We start from the raw sequence: 22,111 nt of genomic DNA on the forward strand, positions 1-22,111 counted from the left end.
GGATACAAAATGTCATCATTGCAAATTTCGCAAGGCACGTTTCGTCTTAGCGACACAAAAACGCTCCAGTTAGATGCGTTGACGTTAAACGCGGGTGATAGCTGGGCATTTGTTGGCGCTAACGGGAGCGGGAAATCCGCGCTGGCCCGCGCACTGGCGGGTGAGCTGCCGCTTCTGAAAGGCGAGCGCCACTGTCAGTTCACGCGTATTACCCGACTCTCCTTTGAGCAGCTACAAAAGCTAGTCAGCGACGAGTGGCAGCGAAACAACACCGATCTTCTTAGTCCCGGTGAAGACGACACCGGGCGCACCACCGCCGAAATCATCCAGGATGAGGTCAACGATACCGCCCGCTGCGCTGCGTTGGCGCAGCAGTTTGGCATTTCTTCCCTGCTCAACAGGCGTTTCAAATACCTTTCCACCGGTGAAACACGCAAAACCCTGCTCTGTCAGGCGTTAATGTCCGCGCCGGATTTACTGATCCTTGATGAGCCCTTTGACGGGCTGGACGTAGCGTCACGCCGTCAGTTAGCAGAACTGCTCGCTGAGTTGCATCAGGCCGGCTTTACGCTGGTGCTGGTACTTAACCGCTTTGATGAGATTCCCGAATTCGTGCAGTTTGCTGGCGTACTTGCCGATTGCACACTGACAGAAACCGGCGCAAAAACCGACCTTCTGCAACAGGCATTAATCGCTCAGCTTGCCCATAGCGAGCGGCTGGAAGGAATTCAGTTACCTGAACCGGACGAGCCTTCGGTGCGCCGTACGTTGTCAGATAACGAGCCGCGAATTGTGCTTAACGATGGCACGGTCTCGTATAACGATCGCCCTATCCTTCACCATTTGAGCTGGCAGGTAAATCCGGGGGAACACTGGCAAATCGTCGGCCCCAACGGTGCGGGAAAATCAACTCTGCTCAGTTTAATCACCGGCGATCACCCTCAGGGCTACAGCAACGACCTGACCCTGTTTGGCCGTCGCCGTGGCAGCGGTGAAACTATCTGGGATATCAAAAAACACATCGGCTACGTCAGCAGCAGTCTGCATCTGGATTACCGGGTGAGTACCACAGTTCGCAACGTTATTCTCTCTGGTTATTTTGATTCAATCGGCATCTATCAGGCCGTTTCCGACAGGCAGCACAAGCTGGTGCAACAGTGGCTGGATATTCTTGGCTTCGATAAACGTACCGCGGATGCGCCATTTCATAGTCTTTCCTGGGGACAGCAGCGGCTGGCACTGATTGTTCGCGCGCTGGTTAAACACCCGACGTTGTTGATCCTTGACGAGCCTTTGCAAGGGTTAGATCCGCTCAATCGCCAACTGATTCGCCGTTTTGTGGATGTGCTAATCGGTGAAGGTGAAACTCAACTGCTGTTCGTCTCTCACCACGCCGAAGATGCCCCAGCCTGCATAACCCATCGACTGGAGTTTGTGCCCGAGAACGACATCTACGCCTATCGACTAACGTCTCTGCGTTAGTTTTCATTGCAGGGCGTTTATCACGCCCTTTTTTTCTGCTTTTTTTCAGACAAACGCTGAAATAGCAACCTAACATAATGATTTAAAATAAAATAACCATTAAAAATGCGTGAAACTTATGGAGTGTAAACGATTCCACTAATTTATTCCATGTCACACTTTTCGCATCTTTGTTATGCTATGGTTATTGCATACCATAGGCTTAACGGAGCGAATTATGAGAGTATTGGTTACAGGTGGTAGCGGTTACATTGGAAGCCACACATGCGTGCAGTTGTTGAAAAACGGTCACGAGGTGGTGATCCTGGACAATCTCTGCAACAGCAAACGCAGCGTTTTGCCCGTCATTGAGCGTTTAGGTGGCAAGCAGCCGACCTTCGTGGAAGGGGATATCCGTAACGAAGCGCTGATAACCGAGATTCTGCACGATCATGCCATTGACACGGTCATCCATTTTGCGGGTTTAAAAGCCGTTGGAGAATCGGTTGCCAAGCCGTTGGAGTACTATGACAACAACGTCAATGGCACCCTGCGTCTGGTGAATGCAATGCGCGCAGCCAACGTGAAAAACTTCATTTTTAGTTCCTCCGCGACCGTCTATGGCGATCAGCCACAAATTCCTTACGTTGAAAGCTTCCCTACCGGCACGCCGCAAAGTCCGTACGGCAAAAGCAAGCTGATGGTAGAACAAATCCTGACCGACCTGCAAAAAGCACACCCCGACTGGAGTATCGCCTTACTGCGCTACTTTAACCCGGTTGGTGCTCATCCGTCGGGCGATATGGGGGAAGATCCGCAAGGTATTCCCAACAACCTGATGCCTTACATCGCACAAGTTGCCGTGGGCCGCCGCGAGTCCCTTGCCATATTTGGCAACGACTACCCAACTGAAGATGGCACCGGCGTTCGCGACTACATCCACGTGATGGATCTCGCCGACGGCCACGTCGTCGCGATGGAAAAACTGGCGGGCAAACAGGGTGTGCATATTTACAACCTCGGAGCAGGCATCGGCAGCAGCGTACTGGACGTGGTCAACGCCTTCAGCAAAGCCTGCGGTAAACCCATTAATTACCATTTCGCCCCGCGCCGTGATGGCGATCTTCCGGCTTACTGGGCAGATGCCAGCAAAGCCGATCGCGAGCTTAACTGGCGCGTGACCCGCACACTGGATGAAATGGCACAAGACACCTGGCACTGGCAGTCACGCCACCCGCAAGGATATTCGGATTAAGGACCAATCATGACGCAATTCAATCCTGTCGATCATCCACATCGCCGTTTTAACCCGCTCACCGGGCAGTGGATCCTCGTATCACCGCATCGCGCCAAACGCCCGTGGCAAGGGGCGCAGGAAACCCCGTCTAAGCAGGTACTGCCTGCACATGACCCGGACTGTTTCCTGTGTGCTGGCAATACGCGCGTTACCGGTGATGTAAATCCGGATTACACCGGGACCTATGTTTTTACCAATGATTTTGCGGCGCTGATGTCCGATACCCCGGACGCGCCGGACAGTCACGATCCGTTGATGCGTTGCCAGAGCGCGCGCGGTACCAGCCGCGTAATTTGCTTCTCCCCCGATCACAGCAAAACGCTGCCAGAACTCAGTGTCCCTGCGCTGACAGAAATCGTAAAAACGTGGCAGGAGCAGACCGAAGACTTAGGGAAAACCTATCCCTGGGTGCAGGTATTTGAGAATAAAGGCGCGGCGATGGGGTGCTCGAACCCGCACCCGCACGGTCAAATTTGGGCCAACAGCTTTTTGCCCAACGAAGCTGAACGTGAAAATCGCCTACAGAAAGCATACTTCGCCGAACAGGGCGCGCCGATGCTCGTTGATTACGTCCAGCGTGAACTGGCAGACGGCAGCCGTACGGTCGTTGAAACTGAACACTGGCTGGCGGTTGTCCCTTACTGGGCCGCGTGGCCGTTCGAAACGCTGCTGCTGCCGAAAGCGCATGTGCTGCGTATTACCGATTTGACCAACGAGCAGCGTGCTGACCTGGCGCTGGCGTTGAAAAAACTGACCAGTCGTTACGACAACCTGTTCCAGTGCTCATTCCCCTACTCCATGGGCTGGCACGGCGCGCCGTTTAACGGTGAAGAAAACGAACACTGGCAGTTGCACGCGCACTTTTACCCGCCGCTGCTGCGTTCCGCGACCGTGCGTAAATTTATGGTCGGTTATGAAATGCTGGCAGAAACCCAGCGAGATCTGACCGCAGAACAAGCGGCTGAGCGACTGCGTGCGGTCAGCGACATTCATTTTCGCGAATCCGGAGTGTAAATAATGAGTCTGAAAGAAAAAACACAATCTCTGTTTACAGAAACGTTTGGCTACCCTGCCACCCATACTATTCAGGCACCGGGTCGTGTAAACCTGATCGGCGAACATACCGATTATAACGACGGCTTCGTTTTGCCCTGCGCCATCGACTATCAAACCGTCATCAGTTGCGCGGCGCGCGACGATCGAAAAGTACGCGTCATCGCCGCTGATTACGACAATCAGGTTGATGAGTTCTCTCTCGATGCGCCGATTATCGCCCACGATAGCCAGCAGTGGTCAAACTACGTGCGTGGCGTGGTAAAACATCTGCAAAAGCGCAATAACGCCTTTGGCGGCGCGGATCTGGTGATCAGCGGTAACGTCCCGCAGGGTGCGGGCTTAAGCTCTTCTGCCTCACTGGAAGTCGCTGTTGGTACGGTATTCCAGCAGCTCTATCATCTGCCGCTCGACGGCGCGCAGATTGCCCTGAATGGCCAGGAAGCTGAAAACCAGTTTGTCGGTTGTAACTGCGGCATCATGGATCAGCTGATCTCCGCTCTTGGCAAGAAAGATCATGCGCTGCTGATCGACTGCCGTACGCTGGGCACCAAAGCCGTTTCTATGCCTGAGGGCGTAGCGGTGGTGATCATCAACAGCAACTTTAAACGCACGCTGGTCGGCAGCGAATACAACACCCGTCGCGAACAGTGTGAAACTGGCGCGCGTTTCTTCCAGCAGCCAGCGCTGCGTGATGTCAGCCTCGAAGCGTTTAACGCTGTCGCCCACGAGCTGGATCCGATTGTTGCCAAACGCGTGCGCCACGTCATCACGGAAAATGCGCGTACCGTTGAAGCCGCACAGGCACTGGAAAAAGGCGACCTGCTGCGCATGGGCCAGCTGATGGCGGAATCTCACGCCTCAATGCGCGATGACTTTGAAATCACGGTGCCGCAAATTGATACGCTGGTAGAGATTGTCAAAGCGACCATCGGTGATAAAGGCGGTGTGCGGATGACCGGCGGCGGCTTCGGCGGCTGCATCGTGGCGCTGATCCCGCAAGATTTGGTTCCTGCCGTTCAGCAGGCTGTCGCCGCACAGTACGAGGCAAAAACCGGTATTAAAGAAACATTCTACGTCTGCAAACCTTCACAAGGAGCCGGACAATGTTAAACGAAATCCCCGTGCAGGCTCCGGACGGTCAACCGTTTCGCCTGCTCACCCTGCGCAATGACGCAGGGATGGTAGTCACGCTCATGGACTGGGGCGCGACCCTGCTCTCTGCGCGTATTCCGCTTAGCGATGGTAGCGTGCGCGAAGCATTACTCGGCTGCGCCAGTCCGGAACAATACCCGGAACAGGCTGCATTTCTGGGGGCTTCGATTGGCCGCTACGCGAACCGTATCGCCAACAGCCGATATACCTTTGCTGGCGAAACCGTTGAATTACTGCCAAGTCAGGGCAATAACCAACTGCACGGCGGACCGGACGGTTTCGACAAACGTCGCTGGCAGATAGTCAATCAGAATGACCGTCAGGTGCTGTTCGCCTTAACGTCTGACGATGGCGATCAGGGCTTCCCAGGCCATCTTTGCGCCACCGCGCAGTATCGCCTGACTGATGATAATCGTATTTCGATAACTTATCGTGCCACGGTCGATAAACCCTGCCCGGTGAATCTGACAAATCACGTCTATTTTAACCTCGACGGCGATAAAACGGATGTGCGCCAGCATAAGCTGCAAATTCTGGCGGACGAGTACTTACCGGTTGACGAAATGGGTATCCCGCATGATGGACTGAAATCCGTCGCCGGTAGCACGTTCGATTTCCGCACCCCTAAAATCATCAGTAGTGAATTTCTGGCCGATGACGATCAGCGTAAGGTGAAAGGTTACGATCACGCCTTCCTGCTTCAGGCACAGGGCAATGCGCGTACGCCGGTCGCTCAGTTGTGGTCGCAGGATGAAAAACTGCAGATGGTGGTCTACACCTCGGCCCCGGCATTGCAGTTTTACTCCGGTAATTTCCTCGGTGGTACGCCTTCCCGCGGGCCAGAGGCCTACGAAGACTGGCAAGGCCTGGCACTGGAAAGTGAATTTCTGCCGGACAGCCCGAACCACCCTGAGTGGCCACAGGCGGATTGCTTCCTGCGTCCGGGTGAAGAGTATGCCAGCGTGACGGAATATCAGTTTATTCCAGCTTGATCGTTTCCCCTCCCAGGCCCGATGACGTAACTTTTCGGGCCTGGTGCTTGTTAATCACAGTAGAACCGCTCAAATCCCCACCACTCAAAGACAAAATCGCAACCTTGAGTTCACAAGAACCTTACACTGTAGCGCTATTTTCGCTATGGTTATGCGTAAGCATTGCCGCTTACACATTACGGCAATATAATGAGAATTATTATCATTCGATATGATTTATAGGAGTGAATGTATGGCTGTAACTAAGCTGGTTCTGGTACGTCACGGTGAAAGTCAGTGGAACAACGAAAACCGTTTTACCGGTTGGTATGATGTTGATCTGTCCGAGAAAGGCGTGGGCGAAGCAAAAGCGGCAGGAAAACTGCTGAAAGAGGAAGGCTACAGCTTTGATTTTGCTTATACCTCCGTGCTGAAACGTGCCATCCACACCCTGTGGAACGTACTGGACGAACTGGATCAGGCCTGGCTGCCGGTTGAGAAATCCTGGAAACTGAACGAACGCCATTACGGTGCGCTGCAGGGTTTGAACAAAGCAGAAACCGCGGAAAAATACGGTGATGAGCAGGTTAAGCAGTGGCGTCGCGGCTTTGCGGTTACCCCGCCGGAACTGACCAAAGACGACGAGCGTTACCCGGGTCACGATCCGCGTTATGCGAAGCTGACCGACAAAGAGTTACCGGTTACCGAAAGCCTGGCGCTGACTATCGATCGCGTTATCCCTTACTGGAATGAAACCATTCTGCCGCGCATGAAAAGCGGTGAGCGCGTAATTATCGCCGCTCACGGTAACTCTCTGCGTGCGCTGGTTAAATACCTGGATAACATGGGCGAAGATGAGATCCTTGAGCTGAACATCCCGACCGGCGTACCGCTGGTGTATGAGTTCGACGAAAACTTCAAGCCGATCAAACACTACTATCTGGGTAACGCTGACGAGATCGCAGCAAAAGCGGCGGCCGTTGCGAACCAAGGTAAAGCGAAGTAATTTTCGCGGTAAGTTAAAGAAAAAGCGTGGATTCCTCCACGCTTTTTTATTTCGGCCCTACCAGAAAATGTAGGCCGGATAAGGCATCGCCCCATCCGATAGTCTGCACCGGAATGCCTGATGGCGCTACGCTTCTCAGGCCTACGGGACTTGGTTAACCGCGACGCGCTTTTACCGCATCCGCCAGTTGACGCAACACCGCATCGGTATCTTCCCAACCAATGCAGGCGTCGGTGATGCTCTTACCGTAGGTCAGCGGCTCACCGCTATCCGGATTCTGATTACCTTCCACCAAATGGCTTTCGATCATCACGCCAATAATTGCTTTTTCGCCACCGGCGACTTGTCCGCAAACATCCTTAGCAACATCCATCTGCTTTTTGAACTGCTTGCTGGAGTTGGCATGGCTGAAGTCGATCATCACTTGCGCAGAGAGTCCTGCTTTGACCAGGCCTTCTTTCACGTCCGCAACGTGCTGAGCACTGTAGTTCGGCTCTTTGCCACCGCGCAGAATGATATGGCAATCGCCATTACCACTGGTATTCACGATCGCTGAATGACCCCATTTGGTGACAGACAGGAAGCAGTGCGGTGCCCCAGCAGCGTTGATTGCATCAATCGCCACTTTGATGGTGCCATCGGTACCGTTTTTAAAACCAACCGGGCAGGACAGACCCGATGCCAGCTCGCGGTGCACCTGAGATTCTGTTGTACGTGCCCCAATCGCGCCCCAGCTCATCAGATCGGCGAGATATTGCGGGGTAATCATATCGAGGAATTCACCCGCAGTCGGCAATCCGCTGTCGTTGATATCCAGCAGCAGTTTACGCGCAATGCGCAGCCCATCATTGATCTGGAAGCTGTTGTCCATGTGCGGGTCGTTGATAAGCCCTTTCCAGCCAACGGTGGTACGCGGTTTTTCAAAATAGACGCGCATGACGATTTCAAGCTCACCTTTTAACGCTTCGCGCAGCGCCAGCAGACGAGTGGCATACTCTTTGGCAGCTGCCGGATCATGAATAGAGCACGGCCCAATCACCACCAGAAGGCGATCGTCGCTCCCTTTCAGAATTTTATGAATCGCCTTACGGGCATGAGCCACCGTATTGGCGGCATTTTCAGTAGCGGGGAATTTTTCCAGCAGTGCGACTGGTGGTAATAACTCGTTGATCTCTTTAATGCGTAAATCGTCGTTCTGATAATTCATGATTATTCCAGCGTTGCCATACTTATATAAATGAATGCAATCCCTCCAATCTATATCTTCAATCATAAAGTGTAAACGGGGTTTTACACTTTGGACGGATTAATCCTGGAATTGGCCAAAAAAACGCAATAAAGTAGCGAAAAACGAGATCCAAACTACAATTTCTAACTGTAACAGCTTTAATTTTCATAGATTTCAAGATTCTATGCTGGTTTTAATTTCCATAGCAAAACGATTAACCACATATTAATGATGTAACTGGCACATGCACTGTTGGAAGACGTTATCCGACATATCGACCTTAACAGGAGCATATTATGCATATGACAAAGCTGGCTTCACTCTTCCTTACCGCTACACTCAGCCTCGCCAGCGGCGCGGCACTGGCTGCTGAAAGCAACACGCAGTCCAATAACGGTCAGGCAAATTCCTCGGCTGATGCAGGACAAGTCGCCCCAGACGCCCGCGAAAACGTGGCGCCAAATAATGTCGACAACAGTAACGTGAATTCAGGTGGCACAATGCTGCACCCGGACGGTTCATCAATGAACCATGAAGGGATGACCAAAGATGAGATGCACAAAAACACGATGTGTAAGGACGGTCGCTGCCCTGATGTGAATAAGAAGGTTGAGACCGGAAACGGCATCAACAATGATGTTGACACAAAAACTGATGGCACCACGCAGTAACGCTGAAATTAAAGCTAATAACGGGAGAGCAATAGCTCTCCTTTTTAATTTTATCATCCCAAAAACGGTATGATGGCATACAGTAAAGATGAGAATAACAAAGGGATGGCATAATGGCGCACGCACATACTCATACTTCCTCTGAGCAACCCAAGGACAATAATGCCCGCCGACTGATGTTCGCATTCTGCATTACAGCCGGATTTATGTTGGTTGAAGTGGTGGGTGGAATACTTTCTGGTTCACTGGCCTTGCTGGCCGACGCCGGGCATATGCTCACGGATGCTGCGGCACTACTTTTCGCGCTGCTGGCCGTCCGGTTTTCCCGTCGCCCGCCCACAATACGACACACCTTCGGCTGGCTGAGGCTCACGACGCTCGCCGCATTTGTTAATGCCATCGCATTGGTCGTTATCACCATTTTAATCGTCTGGGAGGCGATTGAGCGCTTCCAGACACCTCGCCCCGTGGCTGGCGGCATGATGATGGTTATTGCTGTCGCGGGTCTACTGGCCAACGTGCTCGCTTTTTGGGTTTTACATCGCGGCAGTGAAGAGAAAAATCTGAACGTCCGCGCCGCGGCGCTGCATGTGATGGGCGATTTACTCGGCTCGGTCGGGGCAATCATCGCTGCGCTGATTATTATCTGGACGGGCTGGACACCCGCGGACCCAATTCTCTCGATTCTGGTTTCCGTGCTGGTGCTGCGTAGCGCCTGGCGATTGCTAAAAGATAGCGTTAATGAATTACTGGAAGGTGCCCCGCTGACGCTGGATATCGCCGCACTGCAGCGCCATCTCAGCCGGGATATTCCTGAAGTCCGCAACGTTCACCATGTCCATGTCTGGATGGTGGGCGAAAAACCGGTAATGACGCTGCATGTTCAGGTGATCCCGCCACACGATCACGATGCGTTGCTGGAGCGTATTCAGCATTTCCTTATCCATCACTACCAGATTGAACACGCCACAATCCAGATGGAGTATCAGCCGTGCAATGGGCCGGACTGTCACCTGTATCAGGGCGTGTCCGGCCATTCACATCATCACCATTAATGAGAAAGCGCGTGGGAACCCCGCTCACGCGCACTGTTAATCCACATCCTGCTACCGTTCAGGGCGATAACCGTCAGGATCATATATTCCAGCGACATGGCATATACGCCTTGCAGGGCAAAGATCACCACGCTAATGACGTTAATGATCACCCACAGCAGCCAGTTTTCAACGTATTTGCGCGTCATCAGGATCATCGCTGCAATCGACAGCACCATCATGCAGGAGTCCCAGAACGGGAATGCATCGGGTTGTAGTTCAGGCACAACAACCTGTAATCCCAATGCCTGCATAATATTCACTGCAATGCCTGTCAGGAACGCAAAGACCGGATCGATATAGATCGACATCAGGCCGATCGCCACCACGCAAGCCGCCAGCCAGCCGATCGCTTTTGGAAGCGGTAGCCAGCGAATTTTCAGTTCCGCTTCATGCTGGTTGGTTTGCCGGGACCAGGCATACCAGCCGTAGATATTTGCGGCAAAGAAGAAAACTTGCAGCAACAAGCTGGCATAGAGCTGGATCTGAAAGAAGATAATTGCAAACAGCGTGACGTTTATCAGACCGAAGAAGTAATTGCTGATTTTCTCAAGGCTCGCCAGGCCAATACACAGCAACCCGGCGATCGTTCCCACGGCTTCGATCCACGACAAATCGTAACCACCCGCGCCAATCGGAATATGTACCAGAATGTTCTGCGTGCTAAAAAAGTCCATCTTTTCCCCCAGAGCAAAAATAAATAATTACGCTCGAAGTGTAGCCGCAAATTCCAACATACGGTTTAACGGCAACAGCGCCCCTTCTCTCAGCGAGTCCTCAACATGTATCTCATGAGCCGCGCCGCCATGTTCCAGGCCCTCAGCAATCGCTTTCAGGCCATTCATCGCCATCCACGGACAATGCGCACAGCTGCGACAGGTTGCCCCCTCGCCAGCCGTCGGAGCTTCAAGCAGCTCTTTATCCGGAACGGCCTGCTGCATTTTGTAAAAAATGCCCCGGTCAGTCGCCACAATCAACTGCTTATGCGGCAACGATTTAGCCGCGTTGATGAGCTGGCTGGTTGAGCCAACCGCATCTGCCATATCAACGATAGACTGAGGGGACTCCGGGTGCACCAGCACCGCGGCATCAGGGTAAAGCCCTTTCATACGTGTTAAAGCCTGGGTTTTAAACTCGTCGTGGACGATACAGGCCCCCTGCCAACAGAGCACGTCTGCGCCGGTCTGTTTTTGCACGTAGTTGCCCAGATGTCTGTCCGGAGCCCAGATGATTTTTTCACCTAAACTATCAAGATGTTCAATAAGTTCAACCGCGATACTGGAAGTCACGACCCAATCCGCACGTGCTTTAACGGCAGCAGAGGTATTGGCGTAAACCACCACGGTACGATCCGGATGCGCGTCGCAAAATGCGCTGAACGCGTCAATCGGACAGCCCAGATCTAATGAACATTCCGCCTGTAAGGTCGGCATCAGGATGGTCTTTTCCGGGCTGAGAATTTTGGCAGTTTCTCCCATAAACCTCACGCCCGCAACCAGCAGCGTAGAGGCAGAATGCTTTGCACCGAACCGCGCCATCTCCAGAGAATCAGAAATACAGCCCCCGGTCTCTTCCGCTAACTGCTGAATTTCAGGATCGGTGTAATAATGCGCGACCATAACGGCACCACGCTCTTTCAGCAGGCGCTTGATTTTTTCACGATAAAATTGCTTTTCATCCACACTTAGCGGTACTGGCTTCGGCGGAAACGGATAAATTGCTGCTTCTGGATCAAACATCACGCTCATCTTGCTTTCTCGTTTCACTGGCTTAACGAAATAACCGATTAAAAGCGTGACGCACGCCATATTCGGTTTGATTTGTTTTGTATGCTAAACAAGATAGCGGATTGGCGCAGAAAAGTCACAATAATTGCGTGTGATGAATGCCGGATGGCGTCTGACGTCTTATCCGGCCTACACGAGTAGTGTCGTCTGTAGGCTGATAAGCAAAGGACATCAGGCAATCTTATAAATCGCAGATAGCAAAAAGGCGCCTTTAGGGCGCCTTTTTACACTGGTGGGGCGTGCAGGATTCGAACCTGCGACCAATTGATTAAAAGTCAACTGCTCTACCAACTGAGCTAACGCCCCCGTATGGGGTTTACTGCTTCAATTATTCAGGATGGTGGGTCGTGCAGGATTCGAACCTGCGACCAATTGATTAAAAGTCAACTGCTCTACCAACTGAGCTAACGACCCGCTCGGATGTCACCTGAAAAATTTTTTACTCGACACCAATATAAGAATTGGTGGGGCGTGCAGGATGACTCGACTTCGTCTCGCCCTAACGGGCCGTTGCTAAAGCAACGTTATCCTTCACGTTTAACACCTGAGTACAATGTTAAAGTTGGTGGGGCGTGCAGGATTCGAACCTGCGACCAATTGATTAAAAGTCAACTGCTCTACCAACTGAGCTAACGCCCCGAGTGGTGGGTGATGACGGGATCGAACCGCCGACCCCCTCCTTGTAAGGGAGGTGCTCTCCCAGCTGAGCTAATCACCCGATACTACGCTGGATACTGCATTAAGTGGTGGGGCGTGCAGGATTCGAACCTGCGACCAATTGATTAAAAGTCAACTGCTCTACCAACTGAGCTAACGCCCCACTTTTTTCGCCGCTTTCGGGCTGTTTGATATCCCTTGGCAACGGCGGCATATATTACTGATTTCAGATTTTAGCGCAACAAAAATTTCGATGTAAATAACTCAACTGCTTAGGAATCACACGACACGACCAGAAATAACACGATTTCTGGTCGCATGGTGGTCATTACATCGCGCCAAGGCGTTTTTGCGCTTGTTTCGCGCCATCAGTGCCAGGATATTTAGTGATAACCTGCTGATAAACCGCTTTAGCTTTTGCTGTGTCACCTTTGTCCTGCATGATGACGCCGACTTTATACATCGCGTCTGCAGCCTTAGGTGATTTTGGGAAGTTTTTAACTACCGAAGCAAAATAGAACGCAGCATCATCTTTTTTACCCTTGTTATAATTCAACTGACCCAGCCAGTAATTCGCATTGGGCAGGTAAGTAGACTCCGGGTACTTTTTGATGAAGTTCTGGAATGCTTCAATCGCATCATCCTGGCGGGATTTATCCTGCACCAGAGCAATCGCTGCATTGTAATCGGTATTCGCATCGCCAGTTTGCACGGGAGCCCCTGACGTTGCTGCAGCTCCCGCATCAGGTGCAGGGGTTGCCGCCCCACTCTGATCGCCACCTGTAGACTGTGCCGCAGGCGCACTACCGCTGCCAAGATTATTCATCTGCAGCAATATCTGCTTCTGTCGCTCAACAACCTGATTCAGTTGATATTGATTTTCCTGAATTTGACCACGCAGGGAATCGATATCGGACTGATTATCGGAGAGTTGTTGCTGGAGTTGGGTTAAAAGCTGACTGTGAGCGTTAGAAATACGCTCGAGTTGAGTGACACGGTCTTCGACCGAGCCTGAGCCGACACTACTGATTGGCGCCTGTGCAAAAGCGGCCCAAGGGGCCGCTATGCCAACCAGTAACGACAGACTCAACAGGTGATGTCTGAAGTTACTGCTCATGCAATTCTCTTAGTAAACCAGTACGGCGCGACGGTTTTTGGCGTAAGCCGCTTCGTCATGACCCAGTACTGCAGGTTTTTCTTTACCGTAAGAAACGATGGAGATCTGGTCAGCAGAAACGCCTTTACCCTGCAGGTACATCTTAACGGCGTTCGCACGACGCTCACCCAGGGAGATGTTGTACTCAGGAGTACCACGTTCGTCCGCATGACCTTCTACGGTGACTTTGTAAGACGGGTTGCTACGCAGGAAGTTAGCGTGAGCATCCAGCATTGCAGCGAAGTCAGAACGGATATCGTACTTGTCCAGATCGAAGTAAACGATGTTGTTCTGCTGCAGCTGTTGCATCTGAAGACGCGCTTGCTCTTCAGAAGACATGTTGCCGCTGCCGTTTGCATCCATACCAGTGCCGGCACCCAGCATGCCTTCGCTGCCGTCATTGCTGGCGTTCTTGTTAGAAGAACACGCTGCAATAGCCATAACAGGCAGAGCAATCATCAGCCCTTTCAGCACTTTGTTCAGTTGCATTTCAATGATTCCTTTATTAATCAATTATTTATTATCACAGATACGGCGACCAGGCAGGGAATTTAACCTGACCATCAGTTGCCGGAAGACGCGCTTTGAAACGCCCATCTGTAGAAACCAAATTCAGCACGGATCCCATCCCCTGAGAAGAGCTGTAGATTACCATAGTGCCGTTAGGTGCCAGACTTGGCGTTTCATCCAGGAACGTTGACGACAGGACTTGTACGCCACCCGCTACCAGATCTTGTTTGGCAATGTGCTGCTGACCATTGGCTGAGCTTACCATTACCATAAACTTACCGTCGCTGCTCACATCCGCATCCTGGTTTTGCGAACCTTCCCAAGTAATACGCTGCGGAGCACCGCCGTTGACGTTAACTTTATATACCTGCGGACGACCGGCCTGGTCAGAGGTAAAGGCCAGGTTTTGGCTGTCCGGGAACCAGGTAGGTTCCGTGTTGTTGCTGCGACCATCCGTCACCTGACGGATCTGACCGGAACCAATGTCCATGACATACAAGTTCAGGCTACCGGTTTTAGACAGGGCAAACGCCAGTTTGCTGCCATCCGGAGAAAACGCAGGTGCACCGTTGTGACGTGGGAACGACGCTACCTGACGAACCGCGCCATTAGACAACGTCTGAATAACCAGCGCAGAACGACCGCTTTCGAAAGTGACGTATGCCAGTTTTGAACCGTCCGGAGACCATGCCGGAGACATCAGCGGCTGCGGAGAACGGTGTACCACGAACTGGTTGTAGCCATCGTAGTCGGATACACGTAATTCGTACGGGAACTGGCCGCCGTTCGTCTGAACAACATAAGCGATACGGGTACGGAATGCACCTTTAATACCGGTCAGTTTTTCAAACACTTCGTCACTTGCAGTATGGCCCGCGTAACGCAACCACTGCTTGTTCACTTTATAGGTGTTCTGTGCCAGTACGGTACCCGGTGCGCCGCCGGTATCTACCAGTTGATAAGCAACGCTGTAGGAACCATCCGGATTTGGCGTAACCTGACCTACTACCACGGCATCAATACCCAGCGCAGACCATGCGGCAGGTTGAACTTCCTGTGCGGTACCCGGCTGCTGCGGCAGGCGAGAACGGTCTAACGGATTAAATTTACCGCTGTTACGCAGGTCAGCGCCTACGATACCACCGATATCTTCAGGTGCAGCACCCGGCCCTGTCCACTGGAAGGGGACAACACCAATCGGGCGTGCCGAGTCCACCCCCTGGGTGATCTCGATACGTACTTCTGCGTGCAGCACCGCTGCCCACAGCATCAGAAAACCAAATGCTACTCGTAATGCCTGCTTCATCATATCTCCCTTATCTGGACGGAAAGCCCACGATAATTTAGCAGAATGTTAACAAACTCAAATACACAAAACTACCAGAACACTGTCTCAACCTTAGACCGTTTCCCCTGAATTCTCAGGGACGTTATTACAGTTTAAAGTCCAGCTTGGCATCTTTTACTTTTTCATAAACAGCCTGGCTAGGCGGTTTAGGAATTCTGGCTGTTTTCGCAGCCGTCAGCGCAGCCTGACACAATGCCGGATCTCCGCCCTCTTCGGTCACATCCAGTAACAGACCATCGGGTGCTAACTTGATATGTAATACGCAAGATTTACCCGCATACAAATCGGCACCATACAGACGGCTCTGGATCGCATTACGAATTTGAGATGCGTAAGCACTGATATCAGCGCCAGATGCACCGCCATTTGCACCACTTGTACCACTATCTTTCGCCGGTTGACCGTTTCCTTTCGCTCCACCACCTGATTTCGGTGCATTCTTACCGGAGCTTAAGTCGCCCAACAAGTCGTCAACGCCAGAGGCTGCAGCTGCTTTTTCGGCCGCAGCCTTTTTCGCAGCCGCCGCTTTATCTGCCGCAGCTTTCTTATCGGCAGCGGCTTTCTCGGCTGCAGCTTTTTTATCTGCTGCTGCTTTTTCCGCTGCGGCTTTCTTATCAGCCGCAGCCTTTTCAGCAGCGGCAGCTTTCGCGGCAGCGGCTTTTTCTGCTTTCTCCGCAGCAGCTTTCTCGGCTGCTGCTTGCTTGGCGGCTTCAGCCTGAGCTTTCTTCGCAGCGTCTGCGGCAGCCTTAGCAGCTTGTGCTTCGGCAATTTTCTTCGCATCAGCGGCGGCTTTAGCGGCTTCAGCCTCTGCTTTTTTCTGTGCGTCCGCAGCGGCTTTCTTCGCGGCATCTGCCGCTTGTTTCGCCTGAGCATCAGCTTTGGCCTTCGCGTCTGCAGCAGCCTTCGCCGCAGCTTCTTCAGCCTGTTTCTGTTGCTCTTGCGCTTTCGCGGCGGCGGCTTCGGCCTGTTTCTGCTGTTCCGCCTGTTCGCGCACTTTTTCTTGCGCGGCTAAACGTTCTTTTTCAAGTTGCTTCAGTCGCTCTTGCTCGGCCGCCTGCTTCTCGCGAAGTTCCTCAGCTTGCTGCTGCGCCTGTTTTTCACGCTGCTCTTCTGCACGTTTAGCACTTGCCTGCTGTTGCTGTTGCCTGTCGTACTGTTGCACAACGGCGCCAGGATCGACCATAACGGCGTCGATGGACGAACCGCCACCGCCGCCGGCTGAAGCATCAATGTGCTCATCGAACGAACTCCAGATCAGCGCTGCAAATAAAATGACATGCAGCACCGCTGAAATAATTATCGCCCTTTTGAGCTTGTCGTTTTGTTCGGTTGCCTTTGACACTCTCGGTTCCCAAAAAACTGTTCGCCTGTTACGCGCTATCTTTCAAGCCAGCAAAACGCAGTCATCAGATTGGCTGCGTCATCAAGCCAACCGATTTTACGCCTGCACTGTGTAACAAGTTCAGCGCTTTAATTATTTCATCATAAGGCACGTCTTTCGCACCACCGATTAAAAAGACCGTTTTCGGATTGGTCTGCAGGCGACTTTTCGCTTCCGCGATAACCTGCTCCGGCGGCAGTTGATCCATACGATCTTTCTCAACGACCACGCTGTATTGCCCTATCCCGGAAACTTCAATAATGACCGGCGGTTCGTCGTTACTGCTGACAGCTTGCGATTCGGTCGCATCCGGCAGGTCGACTTCCACACTCTGCGTAATAATCGGCGCGGTTGCCATAAAGATCAGCAACAGCACCAGTAGTACGTCGAGCAGCGGCACAATATTGATTTCGGACTTGAGTTCGCGACGACCTCGTCCACGCGTTCTGGCCATGGCTTACCCCTTGTTGCTCTCGCTAACGGTAAACGCCTGGCGGTGCAGAATCGCGGTGAACTCTTCCATAAAGTTGTCGTAATTCAGTTCCAGCTTGTTCACGCGCTGATTCAGTCGGTTGTAAGCCATAACCGCCGGGATTGCCGCAAACAGACCGATAGCCGTTGCAATCAACGCCTCCGCGATACCCGGTGCGACCATTTGCAGCGTTGCCTGTTTTACCGCGCCTAACGCGATAAATGCGTGCATGATCCCCCAAACGGTACCGAACAGACCGATATACGGGCTGATGGAGCCGACGGTGCCGAGGAATGGAATATGCGTTTCCAGCGTTTCCAGTTCACGGTTCATCGAGATACGCATCGCACGGGATGCCCCCTCAACGACCGCTTCCGGCGCATGACTATTCGCCCGATGCAGACGCGCAAACTCTTTGAATCCGCTGTAGAAAATTTGTTCCGAGCCCACCAGGTTATCACGACGCCCCTGGCTTTCCTGATACAGGCGCGACAATTCAATGCCGGACCAGAACTTGTCTTCAAATGCTTCGGCTTCACGTGAAGCCGCATTAAGAATACGGGTCCGCTGGATAATAATGGCCCAGGATGCGATTGAGAAACCAATCAAAATCAACATGATAAGTTTAACCAGAAGGCTTGCCTTCAGGAACAAATCAAGGATATTCATGTCAGTCACTGCTTAAACTCCGCGACAATAGACTTGGGAAGCGCACGAGGCTTCATTTTGAGTGGATCAACGCAAACAATCAGAACTTCGGCTTCATTCAGCACGGTGTTCTCTGCGTTGACAATGCGTTGCGTGAAAACCAATGAGGTGCCACGCATTGACGTAATTTCGGTTTGGACTTCGAGCATATCGTCGAGCCGGGCAGGCGCAAAATACTCCAGCGTCATCTTGCGCACCACAAAGGCTACACGTTCGGCCAACAGGACCTGCTGACTGAAGTGATGATGACGCAGCATTTCTGTGCGTGCTCTTTCGTAAAAAGCGACGTAGCTGGCGTGGTAAACCACTCCACCGGCATCGGTGTCTTCATAGTAGACACGAACCGGCCATCGAAACATATACTTGTTCATTCTTACTGCCTCTTTGTTGGCTTCGCCCACTCACACCGGTCGCTTAACTTTGTAAGCGCCTGGTGACTCGCGTTCTTGCCGCCGCGATGCTTCAAGAATGTCGTTGTATATCGCGCTGTATTCACTTTACATCCCGGTAATGCAATTAAGTTGCGTCCTGATGGTCCAGTGTCGCCACCGCACACAACTCCAGGGCACAACCTTAGGTTAATGCTTTCAAACTTCGCTACTATACGCGCGGGAATGGTGGTTTGGAATGGGGGAAAGTAAACGGAGAGTAAAAATTTATGGGCTTATGCAAGCCCATAAATATTTAAGGATGTTTCTTATTCAAAAGAAGAAGAAAATCAGACCAACAACCAGGACGATATCTGCGATTAGCGGGCAGAAAATGCCCTGCCAGTGTACGGCGCGAGGACGAAAACCAACGCCGTGAATGATGCCTGCGCAGACCGCCCACATCAGCAGGAGACCATGCCAGATTTCCAGCTCACTGGTTTTGGCCGCGAAACGTGACGGATCCCAGAATATGCAGCCAGCCAACACGATTGCCAGCACAAAGGAAAGCGCCCGCAAGGGGCGCTTGTCCATCGCGTTATACTGCATCGCGATAATGTTGGTCATCAGCTATCTTCTTGTCCGGCTTTGCCTGATTCAACGTGCTCAAGCGCCAGCGCTGTGATTATCCCAAATGCACAGGCAAGAAGCGTTCCCAAAATCCATGCGAAATACCACATTTTAAGCTCCTTACTTAGTACAGAGAGTGGGTGTTGCTTTCAATATCTTCTTTGGTGATGCGACCGAACATCTTCCAGTAACACCAGCCGGTGTACAGCAGAATGATCGGAACGAACACACAAGCTACATACGTCATCAGATTCAGCGTCAGCTGGCTGGACGTTGCATCCCACATGGTCAGACTTGCGTTCATCATGGTGCTGGATGGCATCACAAACGGGAACATTGCGATACCAGCCGTCAGGATGATGCAGGCTAACGTCAGTGAAGAGAAGACGAACGCCCATGCCCCTTTCTCCATACGAGAAGTCAGGATGGTCAACAGCGGCAGAACCACGCCCAGTGCAGGAACCAGCCACAGGATAGGTGCATTGTTAAAGTTCACCATCCATGCGCCAGCCACGCGAGCCACTTCTTTGGTCAGCGGGTTAGAGGCGGCATGATGATCCAGTGCTGAGGTCACAACATAACCGTCAATACCGTAAATCACCCACACACCAGCCAGCGCGAAGCAGACCATAGTGACCAGTGCCGCAACCTGCGACGTTGCACGCGCACGCAGATGCAGTTCACCTACCGTACGCATCTGCAGATAGGTCGCGCCCTGGGTGATGATCATCCCAACACTCACGACACCCGCCAGCAGACCAAACGGATTCAGCAACTGGAAAAAGTTACCGGTGTAGTACAAACGCATGTAGTCGTCTACGTGGAACGGAACCCCTTGCAGCAGGTTGCCGAACGCCACGCCAATAACCAACGGTGGAACGAAGCTACCAATGAAGATGCCCCAGTCCCACATGTTGCGCCAGCGCATGTCTTCAATCTTGGAGCGGTAATCAAAACCGACCGGACGGAAGAACAAAGACGCCAGTACCAGGATCATCGCCACATAGAAACCGGAGAACGCAGCGGCATACACCATCGGCCAGGCAGCGAACAGTGCGCCACCCGCGGTGATGAGCCAAACCTGGTTACCGTCCCAGTGCGGGGCGATGGAGTTAATCATAATTCGACGCTCGGTATCATTACGACCGAGGAAACGGGTGAGCATGCCCACCCCCATGTCGAAGCCATCAGTGACCGCGAAACCAATCAGCAGAATGCCAACCAGCAGCCACCAGATAAAACGCAATACTTCATAATCGATCATTTGACGACTCCTGTCTTAGCGTGCCGGCTGAGAAGTCACAGTGGACTGCTCGTAGTGATAACGACCGGTTTTCAGGCTACTCGGCCCAAGGCGTGCGAACTTGAACATCAGATACAGTTCAGCCACCAGGAACAGGGTATACAGGCCGCAAATCAACAGCATCGAGAAGATGAGGTCGCCAGCGGTCAGCGAAGAGTTCGCTACGGCTGTTGGTAACACTTCACCAATCGCCCACGGTTGGCGGCCGTACTCTGCAACAAACCAACCGGATTCAATGGCAATCCACGGCAGAGGAATCGCATACAGCGCGGTGCGCAGCAGCCATTTTTTCTCACCGATACGGTTACGAATCACGGTCCAGAAGGACACTGCGATGATTGCCAGCATCAGAATGCCGCACGCCACCATAATACGGAAAGCGAAGTACAGCGGCGCAACGCGAGGAATAGAATCTTTCGTTGCCTGCTGAATTTGCGCTTCGGTCGCGTCGGTGACGTTATCCGTATAGCGTTTCAGCAGCAGACCATAACCCAGGTCTTTCTTCATGCTGTTGAACTGGTCGCGAACGGCCTGATCGGTAGTACCCGCACGCAGTTCTTCCAGCAGTTGATACGCTTTCATCCCGTTACGGATGCGCTCTTCGTGCTGCACCATCAGGTCTTTCAGACCAATGACTGGTGTATCAACAGAGCGGGTGGCAATGATGCCCAGCGCATAAGGAATTTGAATCGCAAAATGGTTTTCCTGCGCATCCTGGTCCGGAATACCGAACAGGGTAAAGGAAGCCGGTGCAGGTTGCGTTTCCCATTCTGCTTCAATAGCAGCAAGTTTGGTTTTCTGCACGTCGCCCATTTCGTAACCGGATTCATCACCCAGAACGATAACAGACAGAATAGCAGCCATACCAAAGCTGGCGGCGATTGCAAAAGAACGTTTAGCAAACGCGAAGTCACGACCGCGCAGCATATAGTAGGAGCTGATCCCCAGAACGAACATCGCGCCACAAACATAACCAGATGCCACAGTGTGAACAAATTTCACCTGTGCTACCGGGTTGAGCACCAGTTCAGAGAAGCTCAGCATCTCCATGCGCATGGTTTCAAAGTTGAAATCCGCGGCGATTGGGTTTTGCATCCAGCCGTTCGCAACCAGAATCCACAGTGCGGACAGGTTAGAACCCAGGGCCACCAGCCAGGTGACGCACATATGCTGGACTTTACCCAAACGGTCCCAGCCGAAGAAGAACAGACCTACAAAGGTGGATTCGAGGAAGAAGGCCATCAAACCTTCGATCGCCAGCGGCGCACCGAAAATATCCCCTACATAGTGGGAGTAGTAAGACCAGTTAGTCCCGAACTGGAACTCCATGGTCAGACCGGTTGCCACACCCAGAGCGAAGTTGATACCAAACAACTTGCCCCAGAACTTGGTCATATCTTTATAAATCTGTTTGCCGGAAAGGACGTAGACCGTTTCCATGATGGCCAGCAAGAACGCCATACCTAGCGTCAGTGGCACAAACAGGAAGTGGTACATCGCGGTCAAGGCAAACTGTAAGCGCGACAGTTCGACTATATCTAACATCATGACTCCTTGCTCATCGCATGAAGACTCCGAGAGTGAACCCCGTTAGAAAGGGTCACACGCATGCCCCAATACAAATTTATCTGCTTCCCTCCGCCGCTGCTCTTTCTTCTCATTTGAAGAAAGGACAATGATGAAAGGTTACAAACATGTTAATAAAACACTCAAATTGATCCCGCAATTATATTACGCCGTAAAATCCTTACAATAAACAGGTTTTTATCGAGGTAAATTTGCATTTTTCGATAGTGATCAATTTATAGCTAATTTATCACTTTCAGACCAATTTGATCTGCAGCAATTTAACCTC

The 22,111-nt window shown here is 52.1% G+C and carries 22 protein-coding genes and 5 tRNA genes; 8 read left to right on the top strand and 19 right to left on the bottom strand.

What is annotated here, in order from left to right; all coding sequences use genetic code 11:
- The first annotated feature begins 9 nt into the window (after nt 1–9).
- From modF to gpmA, 6 genes are all read left to right on the top strand, one after another.
- Nucleotides 10–1,482, top strand: coding sequence for a molybdate ABC transporter ATP-binding protein ModF (modF, locus tag HV037_RS16685; protein ID WP_016156022.1), 1,473 nt, complete (start codon nt 10–12; stop codon nt 1,480–1,482).
- Between the two features lie 217 nt (nt 1,483–1,699).
- A complete protein-coding gene (gene galE / locus HV037_RS16690; protein ID WP_016152323.1) occupies nt 1,700–2,716 on the top strand; it encodes a UDP-glucose 4-epimerase GalE in 1,017 nt (338 codons plus the stop codon).
- 9 nt (nt 2,717–2,725) lie between these two features.
- On the top strand, nt 2,726–3,772 hold the full coding sequence (gene galT / locus HV037_RS16695; protein WP_016156021.1) for a galactose-1-phosphate uridylyltransferase: 1,047 nt from the start codon (nt 2,726–2,728) through the stop codon (nt 3,770–3,772).
- Nucleotides 3,773–3,775: 3 nt separating this feature from the next.
- The gene (galK, locus tag HV037_RS16700; protein ID WP_047359465.1) at nt 3,776–4,924 is read left to right on the top strand and encodes a galactokinase; all 1,149 of its coding nucleotides are present in this window, start codon (nt 3,776–3,778) and stop codon (nt 4,922–4,924) included.
- Nucleotides 4,918–5,958: a galactose-1-epimerase gene (galM, locus tag HV037_RS16705; RefSeq protein WP_019076309.1), complete on the top strand. Its 1,041-nt coding sequence runs from the start codon at nt 4,918–4,920 to the stop codon at nt 5,956–5,958. The genes galK and galM overlap by 7 nt, the downstream gene beginning before the upstream one ends.
- 232 nt (nt 5,959–6,190) lie before the next feature.
- Nucleotides 6,191–6,943, top strand: a complete 753-nt coding sequence (gene gpmA / locus HV037_RS16710) for a 2,3-diphosphoglycerate-dependent phosphoglycerate mutase (protein ID WP_003022999.1) — start codon at nt 6,191–6,193, stop codon at nt 6,941–6,943.
- A gap of 154 nt (nt 6,944–7,097) precedes the next feature.
- Here gpmA and aroG read toward each other — a convergent pair whose 3' ends face one another.
- On the bottom strand, nt 7,098–8,150 hold the full coding sequence (aroG, locus tag HV037_RS16715; RefSeq protein ID WP_016152319.1) for a 3-deoxy-7-phosphoheptulonate synthase AroG: 1,053 nt from the start codon (nt 8,148–8,150) through the stop codon (nt 7,098–7,100).
- Nucleotides 8,151–8,467: 317 nt separating this feature from the next.
- On the opposite strand from aroG, the gene HV037_RS16720 reads away from it, so the two are divergent.
- Together HV037_RS16720 and zitB are read left to right on the top strand one after the other, a co-directional pair.
- The gene (locus HV037_RS16720) at nt 8,468–8,842 is read left to right on the top strand and encodes a YbgS-like family protein (RefSeq protein ID WP_046275981.1); all 375 of its coding nucleotides are present in this window, start codon (nt 8,468–8,470) and stop codon (nt 8,840–8,842) included.
- 113 nt (nt 8,843–8,955) lie between these two features.
- Nucleotides 8,956–9,897, top strand: a complete 942-nt coding sequence (gene zitB / locus HV037_RS16725) for a CDF family zinc transporter ZitB (RefSeq protein ID WP_019076308.1) — start codon at nt 8,956–8,958, stop codon at nt 9,895–9,897.
- Here zitB and pnuC read toward each other — a convergent pair.
- The 18 genes from pnuC to cydA all read right to left on the bottom strand — a co-directional run bounded on the left by pnuC (nt 9,894) and on the right by cydA (nt 21,801).
- Entirely contained in the window at nt 9,894–10,613 is a 720-nt protein-coding gene (pnuC, locus tag HV037_RS16730; RefSeq protein ID WP_016152316.1) for a nicotinamide riboside transporter PnuC, read from the bottom strand. The two genes, zitB and pnuC, sit on opposite strands and share 4 nt — an antisense overlap.
- A gap of 27 nt (nt 10,614–10,640) precedes the next feature.
- On the bottom strand, nt 10,641–11,684 hold the full coding sequence (gene nadA / locus HV037_RS16735) for a quinolinate synthase NadA (RefSeq protein ID WP_103283638.1): 1,044 nt from the start codon (nt 11,682–11,684) through the stop codon (nt 10,641–10,643).
- 269 nt (nt 11,685–11,953) lie between these two features.
- Nucleotides 11,954–12,029, bottom strand: a tRNA-Lys gene (locus tag HV037_RS16740).
- 32 nt (nt 12,030–12,061) lie between these two features.
- Nucleotides 12,062–12,137 (bottom strand) — tRNA-Lys (locus HV037_RS16745).
- A gap of 149 nt (nt 12,138–12,286) precedes the next feature.
- A tRNA-Lys gene (locus HV037_RS16750) sits at nt 12,287–12,362 on the bottom strand.
- Between the two features lie 3 nt (nt 12,363–12,365).
- Nucleotides 12,366–12,441, bottom strand: a tRNA-Val gene (locus HV037_RS16755).
- Nucleotides 12,442–12,467: 26 nt separating this feature from the next.
- A tRNA-Lys gene (locus HV037_RS16760) sits at nt 12,468–12,543 on the bottom strand.
- Nucleotides 12,544–12,708: 165 nt separating this feature from the next.
- Nucleotides 12,709–13,497: a cell division protein CpoB gene (gene cpoB / locus HV037_RS16765; RefSeq protein ID WP_080859019.1), complete on the bottom strand. Its 789-nt coding sequence runs from the start codon at nt 13,495–13,497 to the stop codon at nt 12,709–12,711.
- Nucleotides 13,498–13,506: 9 nt separating this feature from the next.
- On the bottom strand, nt 13,507–14,025 hold the full coding sequence (gene pal, locus HV037_RS16770) for a peptidoglycan-associated lipoprotein Pal (RefSeq protein WP_003022983.1): 519 nt from the start codon (nt 14,023–14,025) through the stop codon (nt 13,507–13,509).
- A 34-nt stretch (nt 14,026–14,059) separates the two neighbouring features.
- Nucleotides 14,060–15,352: a Tol-Pal system beta propeller repeat protein TolB gene (tolB, locus tag HV037_RS16775; RefSeq protein ID WP_003835409.1), complete on the bottom strand. Its 1,293-nt coding sequence runs from the start codon at nt 15,350–15,352 to the stop codon at nt 14,060–14,062.
- A 127-nt stretch (nt 15,353–15,479) separates the two neighbouring features.
- Complete coding sequence (tolA, locus tag HV037_RS16780) at nt 15,480–16,736, bottom strand: cell envelope integrity protein TolA (RefSeq protein WP_016152313.1); 1,257 nt, start codon at nt 16,734–16,736, stop codon at nt 15,480–15,482.
- 64 nt (nt 16,737–16,800) lie between these two features.
- Nucleotides 16,801–17,229 carry a colicin uptake protein TolR gene (tolR, locus tag HV037_RS16785; RefSeq protein WP_003022978.1) on the bottom strand — a complete coding sequence of 143 codons (429 nt, stop codon included), beginning with the start codon at nt 17,227–17,229 and terminating at the stop codon, nt 16,801–16,803.
- A 3-nt stretch (nt 17,230–17,232) separates the two neighbouring features.
- A complete protein-coding gene (gene tolQ / locus HV037_RS16790; RefSeq protein ID WP_016152312.1) occupies nt 17,233–17,925 on the bottom strand; it encodes a Tol-Pal system protein TolQ in 693 nt (230 codons plus the stop codon).
- Nucleotides 17,922–18,326, bottom strand: a complete 405-nt coding sequence (gene ybgC / locus HV037_RS16795; protein ID WP_003831439.1) for a tol-pal system-associated acyl-CoA thioesterase — start codon at nt 18,324–18,326, stop codon at nt 17,922–17,924. Before ybgC ends, tolQ begins: the two co-directional genes overlap by 4 nt.
- Before the next feature lie 330 nt (nt 18,327–18,656).
- The gene (gene ybgE, locus HV037_RS16800) at nt 18,657–18,950 is read right to left on the bottom strand and encodes a cyd operon protein YbgE (protein ID WP_016152311.1); all 294 of its coding nucleotides are present in this window, start codon (nt 18,948–18,950) and stop codon (nt 18,657–18,659) included.
- Nucleotides 18,950–19,063, bottom strand: coding sequence for a cytochrome bd-I oxidase subunit CydX (gene cydX / locus HV037_RS16805; RefSeq protein WP_003022970.1), 114 nt, complete (start codon nt 19,061–19,063; stop codon nt 18,950–18,952). Before cydX ends, ybgE begins: the two co-directional genes overlap by 1 nt.
- Nucleotides 19,064–19,077: 14 nt before the next feature.
- Nucleotides 19,078–20,217 (bottom strand): cytochrome d ubiquinol oxidase subunit II, encoded by a 1,140-nt coding sequence (gene cydB, locus HV037_RS16810; RefSeq protein WP_016152310.1) that lies wholly within the window; start codon nt 20,215–20,217, stop codon nt 19,078–19,080.
- 15 nt (nt 20,218–20,232) lie between these two features.
- Nucleotides 20,233–21,801 (bottom strand): cytochrome ubiquinol oxidase subunit I, encoded by a 1,569-nt coding sequence (gene cydA, locus HV037_RS16815; RefSeq protein ID WP_016152309.1) that lies wholly within the window; start codon nt 21,799–21,801, stop codon nt 20,233–20,235.
- Nucleotides 21,802–22,111: the final 310 nt, after the last annotated feature.

Origin of the sequence: Citrobacter sp. RHBSTW-00017 (assembly GCF_013797615.1) — a bacterium.
Lineage (GTDB): Bacteria > Pseudomonadota > Gammaproteobacteria > Enterobacterales > Enterobacteriaceae > Citrobacter > Citrobacter braakii.

What these genes read in the sequence shown, in the direction of transcription:
- ybgC (WP_003831439.1), bottom strand. Translation starts at nt 18,326, where the DNA reads ATGAACAAGTATATGTTTCGATGGCCGGTTCGTGTCTACTATGAAGAC.
- galK (WP_047359465.1), top strand. Translation starts at nt 3,776, where the DNA reads ATGAGTCTGAAAGAAAAAACACAATCTCTGTTTACAGAAACGTTTGGC.
- cydB (WP_016152310.1), bottom strand. Translation starts at nt 20,217, where the DNA reads ATGATCGATTATGAAGTATTGCGTTTTATCTGGTGGCTGCTGGTTGGC.
- cydA (WP_016152309.1), bottom strand. Translation starts at nt 21,801, where the DNA reads ATGTTAGATATAGTCGAACTGTCGCGCTTACAGTTTGCCTTGACCGCG.
- tolR (WP_003022978.1), bottom strand. Translation starts at nt 17,229, where the DNA reads ATGGCCAGAACGCGTGGACGAGGTCGTCGCGAACTCAAGTCCGAAATC.
- cydX (WP_003022970.1), bottom strand. Translation starts at nt 19,063, where the DNA reads ATGTGGTATTTCGCATGGATTTTGGGAACGCTTCTTGCCTGTGCATTT.
- nadA (WP_103283638.1), bottom strand. Translation starts at nt 11,684, where the DNA reads ATGAGCGTGATGTTTGATCCAGAAGCAGCAATTTATCCGTTTCCGCCG.
- aroG (WP_016152319.1), bottom strand. Translation starts at nt 8,150, where the DNA reads ATGAATTATCAGAACGACGATTTACGCATTAAAGAGATCAACGAGTTA.
- ybgE (WP_016152311.1), bottom strand. Translation starts at nt 18,950, where the DNA reads ATGACCAACATTATCGCGATGCAGTATAACGCGATGGACAAGCGCCCC.
- pnuC (WP_016152316.1), bottom strand. Translation starts at nt 10,613, where the DNA reads ATGGACTTTTTTAGCACGCAGAACATTCTGGTACATATTCCGATTGGC.
- modF (WP_016156022.1), top strand. Translation starts at nt 10, where the DNA reads ATGTCATCATTGCAAATTTCGCAAGGCACGTTTCGTCTTAGCGACACA.
- gpmA (WP_003022999.1), top strand. Translation starts at nt 6,191, where the DNA reads ATGGCTGTAACTAAGCTGGTTCTGGTACGTCACGGTGAAAGTCAGTGG.
- cpoB (WP_080859019.1), bottom strand. Translation starts at nt 13,497, where the DNA reads ATGAGCAGTAACTTCAGACATCACCTGTTGAGTCTGTCGTTACTGGTT.
- pal (WP_003022983.1), bottom strand. Translation starts at nt 14,025, where the DNA reads ATGCAACTGAACAAAGTGCTGAAAGGGCTGATGATTGCTCTGCCTGTT.
- galM (WP_019076309.1), top strand. Translation starts at nt 4,918, where the DNA reads ATGTTAAACGAAATCCCCGTGCAGGCTCCGGACGGTCAACCGTTTCGC.
- HV037_RS16720 (WP_046275981.1), top strand. Translation starts at nt 8,468, where the DNA reads ATGCATATGACAAAGCTGGCTTCACTCTTCCTTACCGCTACACTCAGC.
- tolB (WP_003835409.1), bottom strand. Translation starts at nt 15,352, where the DNA reads ATGAAGCAGGCATTACGAGTAGCATTTGGTTTTCTGATGCTGTGGGCA.
- galT (WP_016156021.1), top strand. Translation starts at nt 2,726, where the DNA reads ATGACGCAATTCAATCCTGTCGATCATCCACATCGCCGTTTTAACCCG.
- galE (WP_016152323.1), top strand. Translation starts at nt 1,700, where the DNA reads ATGAGAGTATTGGTTACAGGTGGTAGCGGTTACATTGGAAGCCACACA.
- zitB (WP_019076308.1), top strand. Translation starts at nt 8,956, where the DNA reads ATGGCGCACGCACATACTCATACTTCCTCTGAGCAACCCAAGGACAAT.